Annotated in this window: 10 protein-coding genes and 1 tRNA gene; 5 read left to right on the top strand and 6 right to left on the bottom strand. The window is 69.9% G+C overall.

The genetic code is table 11. The features are described 5' to 3' along the window. Positions 1-209: 209 nt before the first annotated feature. Entirely contained in the window at positions 210-875 is a 666-nt protein-coding gene (locus ACQKIP_RS27140) for a pentapeptide repeat-containing protein (RefSeq protein ID WP_365860288.1), read from the bottom strand. Between the two features lie 138 nt (positions 876-1,013). On the opposite strand from ACQKIP_RS27140, the gene ACQKIP_RS27135 reads away from it, so the two are divergent. Beyond that, on the top strand, positions 1,014-2,237 hold the full coding sequence (locus ACQKIP_RS27135; RefSeq protein ID WP_365860287.1) for an FAD-dependent oxidoreductase: 1,224 nt from the start codon (positions 1,014-1,016) through the stop codon (positions 2,235-2,237). Between the two features lie 113 nt (positions 2,238-2,350). Then, positions 2,351-3,373: a zinc-binding dehydrogenase gene (locus ACQKIP_RS27130; protein ID WP_365860286.1), complete on the top strand. Its 1,023-nt coding sequence runs from the start codon at positions 2,351-2,353 to the stop codon at positions 3,371-3,373. Between the two features lie 26 nt (positions 3,374-3,399). Here the strand turns inward: ACQKIP_RS27130 and ACQKIP_RS27125 are convergent, their stop codons facing one another. Continuing rightward, a complete protein-coding gene (locus tag ACQKIP_RS27125; protein WP_365860285.1) occupies positions 3,400-3,882 on the bottom strand; it encodes a GNAT family N-acetyltransferase in 483 nt (160 codons plus the stop codon). 91 nt (positions 3,883-3,973) lie between these two features. Next, on the bottom strand, positions 3,974-4,897 hold the full coding sequence (locus tag ACQKIP_RS27120; RefSeq protein ID WP_365860284.1) for an aminoglycoside phosphotransferase family protein: 924 nt from the start codon (positions 4,895-4,897) through the stop codon (positions 3,974-3,976). On the opposite strand from ACQKIP_RS27120, the gene ACQKIP_RS27115 reads away from it, so the two are divergent. Further along, the gene (locus tag ACQKIP_RS27115; protein ID WP_365860283.1) at positions 4,896-5,609 is read left to right on the top strand and encodes a rhomboid-like protein; all 714 of its coding nucleotides are present in this window, start codon (positions 4,896-4,898) and stop codon (positions 5,607-5,609) included. The genes ACQKIP_RS27120 and ACQKIP_RS27115 overlap by 2 nt on opposite strands. On the opposite strand, the gene ACQKIP_RS27110 is transcribed toward ACQKIP_RS27115, so the two are convergent. Continuing rightward, complete coding sequence (locus tag ACQKIP_RS27110) at positions 5,587-6,360, bottom strand: DsbA family protein (RefSeq protein WP_365860282.1); 774 nt, start codon at positions 6,358-6,360, stop codon at positions 5,587-5,589. The genes ACQKIP_RS27115 and ACQKIP_RS27110 overlap by 23 nt on opposite strands. A 131-nt stretch (positions 6,361-6,491) precedes the next feature. Between ACQKIP_RS27110 and ACQKIP_RS27105 the strand changes: the two genes are divergently transcribed. Next, a complete protein-coding gene (locus ACQKIP_RS27105; protein WP_365860281.1) occupies positions 6,492-7,886 on the top strand; it encodes an NAD(P)/FAD-dependent oxidoreductase in 1,395 nt (464 codons plus the stop codon). A gap of 69 nt (positions 7,887-7,955) precedes the next feature. Here the strand turns inward: ACQKIP_RS27105 and ACQKIP_RS27100 are convergent, their stop codons facing one another. Together ACQKIP_RS27100 and ACQKIP_RS27095 are read right to left on the bottom strand one after the other, a co-directional pair. Beyond that, complete coding sequence (locus tag ACQKIP_RS27100; protein WP_365860280.1) at positions 7,956-9,875, bottom strand: restriction endonuclease; 1,920 nt, start codon at positions 9,873-9,875, stop codon at positions 7,956-7,958. A 136-nt stretch (positions 9,876-10,011) separates the two neighbouring features. Beyond that, positions 10,012-10,085: transfer RNA gene (locus ACQKIP_RS27095), tRNA-Thr, on the bottom strand. Between the two features lie 289 nt (positions 10,086-10,374). Here ACQKIP_RS27095 and ACQKIP_RS27090 point away from each other — a divergent pair. After that, positions 10,375-11,511 (top strand): ABC transporter ATP-binding protein, encoded by a 1,137-nt coding sequence (locus ACQKIP_RS27090; RefSeq protein ID WP_365860279.1) that lies wholly within the window; start codon positions 10,375-10,377, stop codon positions 11,509-11,511. Positions 11,512-11,555 lie beyond the last annotated feature (44 nt).

Raw genomic sequence — 11,555 nt, 5'->3', positions numbered from 1 at the left:
CGGTGCCAGGACGCGGCGACGCATCAGCCCCACCGTCGGCAGGACCTGCGGAGTTCTCAAGTCCGCATCTCTACACCACTACGTGGGACGCGACCGCTAGCCGCCCCGGACGCCCCCGCACCCGCACCCGGCATCGAAAGACCAGGCCACACCCCGGCCAGCGGCACTCAACGCGGCCCGCCCCCACCCCCGCCCGCCAAAGCCGGACGCTAGTCCACCCGCACGCCCACCTGCGCAGCAAACACCGGCGCCAGATCCATCAGCTGCGCCGCACTGATCACCGCCCCCGCCAAGCAGTCGATCCCCCGCAGAATGTCCACCTCCGCCGCATCCCGCAGGTCGACGTCCTTCATGCGGACCCCGCTGAAGTCCGCCCCCTTCAGCACGCAGCCCACGAACTCGACCCGCTCAAGCGACGCCTGCCCGAAGTCCGGCTCCACCAGCACGCAGCCCTCGAAGACGACATCCTTCAGCCGCGCCTTGCGCAGGTTCAGATAGTCCAGCTTCCCGCCCCGCACGACGACCCGCTCCAGCACGCTCCCGTGCAGCTGAACACCCCCGAGCCGCGCGTCCACCACCTCCACGTCCCGCAGCGAGGCTTCCACGAGCTCCGTGCCGACCCCCCGCGGCTCCGTGAGGACCGAGTCCACGAACCGCGCCCGGCTCAGCCGCGTCTCGCTGACGCCGCAGCCCGTCACCGCACAGTCCAGGAACAGCGCTCCCCCGCCGTCCTGCCCCGCCAGATCGAGCCCCCGGAACTCGACCCCGTCGTAATCCCCGTCAGGCGCCAACTCACCCCCGCCGAACTCCCGCAGCGCGGGCAACCGCACCTCGGGCCGCCGCGCCTTCTTCACCGCTGCCGCACTCTGTCCCATCCGCCCATCGTGCACCCACCCACTGACAACGCTGACAACGCCGCCGCACCCCGATGTCACATCCAGGGCACCCCCACCCGTCGTACGAAGTGAGCCTCACGACAAGGCGCCGCCCGACCACGACAGGAGCCAACCCCCATGCCCACCAACCGCAACAACCCCACCACCCACACCACCCGCAGCGCCCACAACACCCAAACCCTGACCATCATCGGCGGCGGCTTCGCCGGCCTGACCGCCGCCATCACCGCCGCGGAATCCGGCGCCCGCGTAACCGTCCACGAGGCCCACCACACCCTCGGCGGCCGAGCCCGCACCGCCGAAGGCGCGTACCGCACGAACGAAGGCCCGCACGCCCTCTACAACGGCGGCCCCCACTGGACCTGGCTCAAGCAGCGCGACCTCATCGGCCCCCTCGCCCCCCTCCCGCCCATCGAAGGCACCCGGCTGCGCCTGCACCACCGGGGCAGGCTCCGCCGTACCCCGCCCGTGGCGATGGTGAAGCTCCTGCGCCGCAAGCCCGAACAGGCCCCGGTGGACGCGGACTTCATGACCTGGGCGACCGGCGAGGTCGGCGAGGAGGGAGCCCGCGCCGCCGCCCACTACATCGCCGTGGCGACGTTCCACCACGACCCCGGCTCCCTCTCCGCCAGGTTCGTCCAGGAGCGCCTGCGCCGCGCCACGAAGCTGCCCCCGGAAGCGCACTACCCGAGCGGCGGCTGGGGCTCGGTCATCGACCGCATGGCGGCCCTCGCCTGGAACCTGGGCGTACGCGTGGAAACGCTTTCCCGCATCGACTCCATCGCCCCGCTCACCGCCAGGGGCCCGGTAGTCGTGGCCACCTCGCTCCCCGCGGCCCGCCGGCTCCTCCAGGACGACACCCTCCACTGGGACAGCGCCCGCACCACCCTGGTCGACCTGGCCCTGAACTCCCGCAGGGGCGACCCCTTCGCGATCTCCGACCTGGACGGGACCGGCTGGATCGAACGGTTCACCACCCAGGACCGCACCCTCGCCCCCGCAGGCCAGGAACTCGTCCAGGGACAGATCCCGCTCTCCCCCGACGAGTCCAAGGCGGACGGCACGGCCCGCGCCGACCACCTGCTCGACCTCGGCTTCCCCGGCTGGCGCGACCGCCTGGTCTGGCGCCGCGACTCCGTCTCCAACGGCCGTACCGGCGCGGTGGACCTGCCCGGCACCACCTGGCGCGACCGCCCGGCGATCGACCGCGGCAACGGCGTGTACCTCGCAGGCGACCAGGTCGCGGCGCCCGGCCTGCTCTCCGAGGTCTCCTTCAACAGCGCCCTGGAGGCGGTGACGCTCGCGATGTCCACAAGGAGGCTTGACCTCAAGTCCGCTTGAGGTACGAGGGTGGCGGTCAGACCACAAAAGACCACCCGGCGCCGAGCATCCAACACCCACCACCCAGCGCCGAGCACCCCGCACCGAGCACCCCAAAGCCCAGGGAGCACCCCATGCACGCCATCCGCCTGCACACCTTCGGCCCCGCCGAGCACCTCTCGTACGAGGAGGCACCGGACCCCGCACCGGCCCCCGGCCAGGTCCGCATCGCGGTGACCGCGGCCGGCGTGCACCTCCTGGACACCGCGGTCCGCGCCGGAATCCAGGGCCCGCTCCCCGAACTCCCCGAACTGCCCACCATCCCCGGCCGCGAGGTGGCGGGCACGGTCGAATCGCTCGGCGAGGGAGTCGACGCCCACTGGCTCGGCAAGCGCGTGGTCGCCCACATCGGCTTCGCCCCCGGCGGCTACGCAGAACTGGTCGTCACGGAGGCCGCCCGCCTGCACGAGATCCCGGAAGCCCTGGACGACGCACAGGCCGTGGCCCTGATCGGCACGGGCCGTACGACGATGGGCATCCTCCAGTTCGCCGAGCTGACCCCGGACTCCGTGGTCGTCATCCCGGCCGCGGCGGGCGGCATCGGCACGCTCCTGGTCCAGTACGCCAAGCACGCGGGAGCCACGGTGATCGGCCTGGCGGGCGGCCCGGAGAAGACGGACCGGGTCAGCGCGAACGGCGCGGACCTCGCCGTCGACTACCGCGACCACAGGAACCCGAACTGGCCGGACGACGTACGCGCGTACCTGACGAAGATCGGAGTCCCCGGCGCGACCGTCGTCTTCGACGGAGTGGGCGGGGCACCCGGCCTCGCCGCCGTGGACCTCCTCGCCCCCGGCGGCAGCCACCTCGTCTTCGGCTGGTCGGGCAAGGGCCCCCACGACGGCGAACCCCTGACCTTCACCGACGAGCAACTCGCGGCCCGCGGCATCACCCAGACCGGCGTACTCGGCCCGGCGATGATGCAGAAGGCGGGCGGCGACAACCCGATCCGCACCCTGGAGCTCGCCGCACTCGCCGAGGCGGCGAAGGGCCACTTCACCCCGGCGGTCCAGCGCTACCCCCTGTCGAAGGCGGCGACGGCCCACGCCGACCTGGAGAACCGCCGCACCACGGGCAAGGTGGTCCTGATCCCCTGATCCCCTGATGCGGCGAACCCCTGCCTCTACTCCGCGACGCCCCCAAGGCCCGCCAACGCCCCGTCCGTCAGCCGGTACACCGTCCACTCGTCCTGCGGCAGCGCACCGAGCGACTTGTAGAAGTTGATCGACGGCTCGTTCCAGTCGAGCACCGACCATTCGAGGCGCTCGTAACCCCGCTCCACACAGATCCGCGCGAGCTCACGCAGCAGCGCCTTGCCGTGCCCGCCGCCGCGCGCCTCGGGACGCACGTACAGGTCCTCCAGGTAGATCCCGTGCACCCCGCGCCACGTGGAGAAGTTCAGGAACCACAGCGCGAACCCGACGACCTCCCCCGAGTCGTCGTCCTGCGCGATGTGCCCGAAGGCGGCGGGCCGCTCCCCGAAGAGCGCTTCGCGCAGCTGCTCCTCGGAGGCCCTGGCCTCGTCGAGAGCCTTCTCGTACTCCGCGAGGTCGCGGACCATGGCGTGGATCAGGGGGACGTCGGCAGGCGTGGCGCTACGAATCATGGCGGCAGAGTACGTCGAACAGGCGCCGCGCATCAGGGCAGCTCGTCACCGCGCATCAGGGCAGCTCGTCACAGCGCATCAGCGCAGGCCGTCACCGCCCCGACAACAACCGCGCGACCTCCAGATCCTCCTCGTCCAGCGGCCGCCCGTCCTCGATCTCCCACAGGGCGTTCTGCAGCACCCGCCCCAGCGTCCATGCCTTCGCCCGCTCCCGGTCGAGCCCGAGGACCTCGCTCATCGCGTCGAACCGCCACAGCACGTCGCCCGCGTCGAAACGGTTGTTGATCGCGGGCCAGAGGTCGAAGCCCGGGTCACCGGCCAGCGGCTTCGGGTCGATGGCGAGCCACGGCTCGCGTTCACCGGCGAGGACGTTCTCGAAGTGCAGGTCCCAGTGCAGAAGCCGGTCGCCGGGCTCCCCCATGACCTCGCGCACCGCGCCCCCGCACCGCTCCACGAGTGCCCGCTGCCCCGGATCGGAGATCGACTTCAGCGCCTGCGGCAGATCGTCGACCATCTCCGCCGCGATGTCCCCGAGCCGCCGCATCCCCGCGGGCGCCGGCACCGCGGTGAGCCGCGCGAGCAACTCGGCGATGACGAGCACCGCCTTGTGCGTGTCCCGCATGGTCGACAACATCCGCCCGGAGTCCAGGCGTTCGAGCAGCATCGTGCCCGTGGCGTCGTCGTGGTCGAGGAGCCGCACCGCCCCGTCGCCGTCCCACACCCGAAGACCGACGGGCTCCCCCTCGGTCTCCTCGTCCAGGAGCTGGAACTTGACCGCGGCGGGCGTGCCGTCCCGCCGCACCACAGGCAGCACGAGCGCGGCCATGCCGTGCATCGAGGGACCGTCGACCGTCAGGTCCCACCGCTCGACGAACTCGGCGACCCGCGCGGGCAGCGCCGCGATGAACGCACGGCCCGGCTCCCCCGCGTACTCGTACTGCGACTCGATCAGCTCGTCCGGAATGCGAATGTCGATCACGTCCGTGACGCTACCGGCGTGGGTGAATCGCCGCATGGGGATTTTCCGGGCCAAGGGGCCCGCGAGGACCACGAGGACTACGAGGGCCGCGAGGACCGCGAAAACAGCGGGCCGGGCCGTCCGCGCCTACATCCGCAGCGCCCCCGGCACATACATCTGGCTCGCGATCCTCTTCGTCACGACCGTCGCCATGCACCACATGTCACCGGAGTTCGAGAACGACTTCCTGCGCCAGCGCTCCACCAACATCCATGAGCTGTCACAGAACCCCGTGCGCGTCCTGGTCTCCAGCGCGTTCTGGACCGACGGCGGCACCTGGCTGTCGTACGCCGTCCTCTACACCGTCTTCCACGCCACCGCCGAACGCTGGCTGGGCACCGCACGCTGGCTCGCGGTGGCCGCGGGCGCGCACGCCGCGGCCACCCTCATCAGCGAAGGCGTCCTCGCGCTCGCGATCCACCACGGCGCCGCACCCACGTCCTCGGCCAAGACCCTGGACGTGGGCGTGAGTTACGCGCTCGCGGGCGTCGTCGCGGTCCTCACCTACTGGGTGCCAAGACCCTGGAGATACGCGTACCTCCTGATCGTCCTCGCCGTGTACGGCACCCCGCTGATCACCGGCAGGACCTTCACCGACCTGGGCCACTTCACGTCGGTCCTGATCGGCCTGGCCTGCTATCCGCTGACCCGGAGCGCCGTACGCCCGGCACCACGCAGGTGGACGGTCAGGAGATCCCGGAGGCCTTGAGCTCCTCGGCGAACATCTCCTGGTCGAACAGCGTCCGGCTGTCCGCCTTCTTTCCGTCGATCACGACGGTCGGCGTGCCCTCCATGCCGTCGTCGGTGAAGGCCTGCATCGCCTCGCCGACCCAGTTCTTGTACGTGCCCTTCCGCACCGCCTTGTCGAACTCGGCGCCCCGCAGCCCGTCCACCTTGTCGGCGATCTTCAGCAGGAAGGCGGGCGTGTAGGCGTCGTCGGTCTCGACTTCGGCCTGGTTGGCGAAGACCGCGGCGTGGTACTGCGGGAACTTGCCCGCCTCCACCGAGGCCCGCAGCGCGTTCGCCGCGTTCACCGAGCCGCTGCCGCCGAGGTTCTTGTCGAGGAACGAGGCGAGCGTGTACTGGACCTTCACCTTGCCCTCGGCCACCGGCTTCACCAGGGCCTGCGCACCGGTGTCCTCGAACTTCTTGCAGATCGGGCAGCGCGCGTCCTCGTACAGCTTGACCGTGTGCCCGGCCTTCGGGTCGCCGACCGTGATCACGCCGCCCTTCACCGTGGCGGGCGTCTTCGCGAGCGCGTCGGTACCGGCGGGCGGCGCCTTCGCCTCGGGGCCGCCGGTGGAATCCGACCCGGACCCGCTCGCCGAGGCGGACGCCTTGTCGTCGCTGCCACCGCTCCCGCCCGTGAGGTCCTCGGGCCCGCAGGCGGCTGCGCCCCCGGCGAGAAGTGCGGCGGCGGCCACCGCGGTGACGATGCGCCCGGCCTTGCGTACGGCCATCTGAACAGTCCTCCATGATCGAGGCACATGGCACTTCGCCACGCACCGGATCAACGTATCGGACCCCCCACCCCGAACCCGTACGCCACGACCCTCCCCAAAGCCCCCACCAGCGCAGTAACGTCCGGCACATGAGCAGCACGATCAACGGCGGCATCTCGTACTGGTATGCGGACCACGGCACCCCGGCCCCCCGTGAACCCCTGCCGGGCGACGAGAGTGCCGACGTCTGCATAGTCGGCGGCGGCTACACGGGCCTGTGGACCGCGTACTACCTGAAGAAGGCCGCGCCCTTCCTCCGCATCACCGTCCTGGAACAGAAGTTCTGCGGGTACGGAGCCTCCGGCCGCAACGGCGGCTGGCTCTACAACGGCATCGCGGGCCGCGACCGCTACGCCCGCCTGCACGGCAAGGAGGCGGCGACCCGCCTCCAGGAGGCGATGAACGACACGGTCACCGAAGTGATCGAGACGGCGAAGGCGGAAGGGATCGACGCCGACATCCACCACGGCGGCGTACTGGAAATCGCCTACACGCCCGCCCAGTTGGCCCGCCTGAAGGAATTCCACGCCACGGAACTCGCGTACGGCGAGAAGGACCGCACCCTGCACGGCGCACGCGAGACCGCCGACCGCATCCGCGTCGCGGGCGCCGTCGGCTCCACCTGGACCCCGCACGGCGCACGCCTGCACCCGGTGAAACTGGTGAAGGGCCTGGCGACGGCGGTCGAGGCCCTGGGCGTCACGATCCACGAGTCGACGCCCGTCACCGAGATCAAGCCGAAGCACGCGATCACCCCGTACGGCACGGTGCGCGCCCCCTACATCCTGCGCTGCACGGAGGGCTTCACGGCATCCCTCAAGGGCCAGCGCCGCACCTGGCTCCCCATGAACTCCTCCATGATCGCGACAGAACCCCTGTCGTCCGACCAATGGGAATCGATCGGCTGGGAGGGCCGCGAAACCCTCGGCGACATGGCGCACGCGTACATGTACGCCCAACGCACGTCGGACGGCCGCATCGCACTCGGCGGCCGGGGCGTCCCGTACCGCTACGGCTCAAAAACGGACAACGACGGCCGCACGCAACCCGCCACCATCGAGGCCCTGCGCGCCATCCTGACCCGCTTCTTCCCGCAACTGGCCGGAGTCGGGATCGCCCACGCCTGGTCCGGCGTCCTGGGCGTCCCCCGCGACTGGTGCGCCACGGTCACCCTGGACCGCGCGACGGGCCTCGGCTGGGCGGGCGGCTACGTCGGCTCGGGCGTCGCCACCGCCAACCTCGCGGCCCGCACCCTGCGCGACCTGGTCCAACAGGACTCGGGCCAAGCAGGCCCCACCGACCTCACGACCCTCCCCTGGGTCAACCACAAGGTCCGCAAGTGGGAACCAGAACCCTTCCGCTGGCTCGGCGTCCACGGCATGTACGCCACCTACAACACAGCCGACCGCCGCGAACTGACCACCAACACGGCAACATCCTCCCGCCTGTCCCAATGGGCGGACAAGATCGCGGGCCGCCACTGACCGTACGAAGCCCCGCCGCGGGGGCCCGGGCCATCACGTGACCACGCCCCGGGCCCCCGCCCCGCGCCGCTACTCGACGTCGATCCCGAACTCCCGGACCAGCGACTCCAGTCCACCCGCGTAGCCCTTCCCGCCCACCACGAATCTCCAGTCACCGCCCGTCCGCCGCCTGAACGAGCCCAGGACCAGCGCCGTCTCACCCGGTTTGCCGTCCGACACCGGAACCTGATCCAACTCCTCGCCCTCCGCATCCCGCAGACGAATGCCGGCACGGGTGAATTCACCGAGATCAGCTTCCGGATCAGCCTCCGGGTCCACCGCGGCCACCAGCACCAGACGGTCGGCCTCCTCGGGCAACTCGTCGAACGCCACCCGGATCGCGGCCCGGTCCCCGGCGAATTCACCCAGCATCCGGACCGAGCCGTCCGGCGTCTGGACATTGTTGTAGAAGACGAAGTGACTGTCGCTGACCACACGGCTCCCCGTGCACACCAGCGCACACACATCCAGGGGCACACGACCGGCCCACGACATGCCCAGGACGTTGTACTCGCCACGCTCGGCGTCAGCCTCTTCGGTCTCTTCAGCGGCCCCCCACTGAGGGATCGGCGCCTCGGCCTCCTGACCCAACCGACCGCGCAATCCGCACCGATGCAGCAGATCGACCAACTCCGGACCGGCCACCAACGTCAACGGCTTCCCGTTGGCGAATGCGTATGAACCGGGCCCGAATCCCGAAGTCGTGACCAGCACCCCTTTGTTGGCACCCGCCGCCTGAACAGTTCCGTACAGATCCCGCACGGCACTCGGCGGAACCGTATTGCTGTATCGCTTCACCTGAACAACGATCTTCCCGCCGCTGATCGGATCCGGATCCACCGCGTCCACGTCCACGCCCCCGTCATGCGAGCGCTGCGTCGTGACCGCCTGCATGCCACGCGCCCGGAACAGATCGGTGACAAGCTCCTCGAACTCCACCGGATCCATCGTCAGCAGATCCGGCTCCCTCCCGCCCCCACGCGCCACCACACCAGAACCCACCTGCCCGGGAAGCCTCTCGGGGCGCACCGCCGCGCGCTGCCCCGGTCGTACGGCCAACCGCCCGTGCAGTCCGTCGATGAGGCAGTCCACCGGAGCCACCGTCTCCAGCCGCAACCGGGCGAACGCCTCGGCCTCCACCATCACCGTGGCCAGAAATACCTCCGCACGCAGCCCTGTAGCCGGATCAAAGTCGTCCACAAAGCCATTCAGCGCGACCGACGAAAGTATCCCGAACTCATCGGCGGCAAAGAGATCACGCACAGCAAGCAACACGCACTGTGCCAGCACCTCTCTGTATAAGGATCTCCGCTGCCCCATCGGCCTCGGTATTTCCCTCTGCCGATCCGAACCGACGAAGTACCGGACCATGCGCGCTTCCGGCACCACGTCGTACCCCGGCAACTGCCAATTCAGCACCAATTGCCGCATCAGCGGATCAAAAGCCGCCACCACTTGCCGCGGGAATCCGTCGGGCCAGCCACGCGACGCGTACAGCGCCGCCGAGAAGTACTCGACGACCGTCGCCGGATCCCTCTCCCGTAAGGCGGCGGTCATGTCGGCCACCCGCTCGTTGTGCGCACGCACCTCCGCGGCCTGCGCGGCAACCCGCTCATCGTCCACCCGCCGGTCCACGACAGGCTCCGCACGCTTCAACGAAGCAGCACAGAACGCCGGAGCCCGGCACCCGGCCACCAGGAACCCCGACAGAACTTCCACCCGGCTGTCCAGCTCATCCGTGAGCCGCGAAGCCTCTGCCTCGCGCCGCCTGCGGTACTCGGCCTGGCGCCCGCGCTGCATCCGCGCCATGTCCCGCTCACGCGCACGAAGCTCCCGCCCCTCGTCGCGCTCCCGCTCCAACTCCAACCGAAGCCGGGCCTCTCGCTGACGCTGCTGCTGGCGCTGCGCCTCCGCCCATTCCCCGATCAGGCCACTCGAACGACCATTCATATCGCTCGTCCCCCTTGCACACTGCCCCGGAACACAAGTGTGCCGGAGGGGGGTGGCGGGGACTACTGCTTGGACGCGAGGCGCTTCAGGACATGGAGAAGCCCAGGCCAGATACGCTCTGACCTGGGCTTTTTCGAGCCCCCTGTCGGAATCGAACCGACGACCTGATCATTACAAGTGAACCGCTCTGGCCAACTGAGCTAAGGGGGCATCACGCACGGCCCAAGGCCACGCCCGAGGCGGTCTCACTCTACACAGCGCCCATTTCCCGAAGCCACAGAGTTGCCCTCCACCTCGCTGCTCCACCCCTCCGTAACCACCCGCGCACCCGCCGCTCTGCCAAGTCGAAAATTTCCTCGAAGGTCGCGGCTTCCCGGCTACTGACAGACGTGTGACCCTCGGGGTACGGTCACGAGCAGTTCACTCAGGTGGACTACACCACTCCTCTCTTTACAACGGATCGTCCGGCACGTTCCTGCCGGTGAAGGGGGCCCTCACCATGGCCACTGTTTCGTTCGACAAGGCGACCCGCATCTACCCGGGTGGCGAAAAGCCCGCCGTCGACCAGCTCGAGCTCGACGTCGCGGACGGCGAATTCCTCGTCCTCGTCGGTCCCTCCGGCTGCGGAAAGTCCACCTCCCTGCGCATGCTCGCGGGCCTGGAGGACGTGAACGCCGGCGCCATCCACATCGGCGACCGCGACGTCACGCACCTGCCGCCCAAGGACCGGGACATCGCCATGGTGTTCCAGAACTACGCGCTCTACCCGCACATGACCGTCGCCGACAACATGGGCTTCGCCCTGAAGATCGCCGGCGTCAACAAGGCCGAGATCCGCCAGAAGGTCGAGGACGCCGCGAAGATCCTCGACCTCACGGAGTACCTCAGCCGCAAGCCGAAGGCCCTCTCCGGCGGTCAGCGCCAGCGTGTCGCCATGGGTCGCGCCATCGTGCGCGAGCCCCAGGTCTTCCTCATGGACGAGCCGCTGTCGAACCTCGACGCCAAGCTCCGCGTGAGCACGCGTACGCAGATCGCGAGCCTCCAGCGCCGCCTCGGCATCACCACCGTGTACGTCACCCACGACCAGGTCGAGGCCATGACCATGGGTGACCGCGTGGCCGTCCTGAAGGACGGTCTGCTCCAGCAGGTCGACTCGCCGCGCAACATGTACGACCGCCCGGCCAACCTCTTCGTCGCCGGCTTCATCGGCTCCCCCGCCATGAACCTCGTCGAGGTCCCGATCACCGACGGCGGCGTGAAGTTCGGCAACTCCGTCGTGCCGGTCAACCGCGAGGCGCTCTCCGCCGCCGCCGACAAGGGCGACCGCACGGTCACCGTCGGTGTCCGTCCGGAGCACTTCGACATCGTCGAGCAGGACGGCGCCACGGCGAAGTCCCTCTCCAAGGAGACCGAGGACGCCCCGGCGGGCCTCGCCGTCTCCGTGAACGTCGTCGAGGAGCTCGGCGCCGACGGTTACGTCTACGGCTCCGCCGAGGTCGGCGGCGAGCACAAGGACCTCGTGGTCCGCGTGAACGGCCGCCGGGTCCCGGAGAAGGGCACGCAGCTGCACGTCGTCCCGCGTCCGGGTGAGATCCACGTGTTCTCGACGTCGACGGGCGAGCGCCTCACCGACTGACGGAGCGAGCGACGGCGAACGACAGCGCGCAGAGGGCCCCGCAC

Source organism: Streptomyces sp. NPDC059900 (assembly GCF_050270335.1).
Taxonomy (GTDB): domain Bacteria; phylum Actinomycetota; class Actinomycetes; order Streptomycetales; family Streptomycetaceae; genus Streptomyces.
This window is presented reverse-complemented; position numbering and strand designations above follow the sequence as displayed.

Excerpts from the sequence above, each read along its gene's own strand:
- ACQKIP_RS27105 (WP_365860281.1), top strand. The coding sequence starts at position 6,492 with ATGAGCAGCACGATCAACGGCGGCATCTCGTACTGGTATGCGGACCAC.
- ACQKIP_RS27125 (WP_365860285.1), bottom strand. The coding sequence starts at position 3,882 with ATGATTCGTAGCGCCACGCCTGCCGACGTCCCCCTGATCCACGCCATG.
- ACQKIP_RS27100 (WP_365860280.1), bottom strand. The coding sequence starts at position 9,875 with ATGAATGGTCGTTCGAGTGGCCTGATCGGGGAATGGGCGGAGGCGCAG.
- ACQKIP_RS27090 (WP_365860279.1), top strand. The coding sequence starts at position 10,375 with ATGGCCACTGTTTCGTTCGACAAGGCGACCCGCATCTACCCGGGTGGC.
- ACQKIP_RS27120 (WP_365860284.1), bottom strand. The coding sequence starts at position 4,897 with ATGCGGCGATTCACCCACGCCGGTAGCGTCACGGACGTGATCGACATT.
- ACQKIP_RS27140 (WP_365860288.1), bottom strand. The coding sequence starts at position 875 with ATGGGACAGAGTGCGGCAGCGGTGAAGAAGGCGCGGCGGCCCGAGGTG.
- ACQKIP_RS27115 (WP_365860283.1), top strand. The coding sequence starts at position 4,896 with ATGGGGATTTTCCGGGCCAAGGGGCCCGCGAGGACCACGAGGACTACG.
- ACQKIP_RS27130 (WP_365860286.1), top strand. The coding sequence starts at position 2,351 with ATGCACGCCATCCGCCTGCACACCTTCGGCCCCGCCGAGCACCTCTCG.
- ACQKIP_RS27110 (WP_365860282.1), bottom strand. The coding sequence starts at position 6,360 with ATGGCCGTACGCAAGGCCGGGCGCATCGTCACCGCGGTGGCCGCCGCC.
- ACQKIP_RS27135 (WP_365860287.1), top strand. The coding sequence starts at position 1,014 with ATGCCCACCAACCGCAACAACCCCACCACCCACACCACCCGCAGCGCC.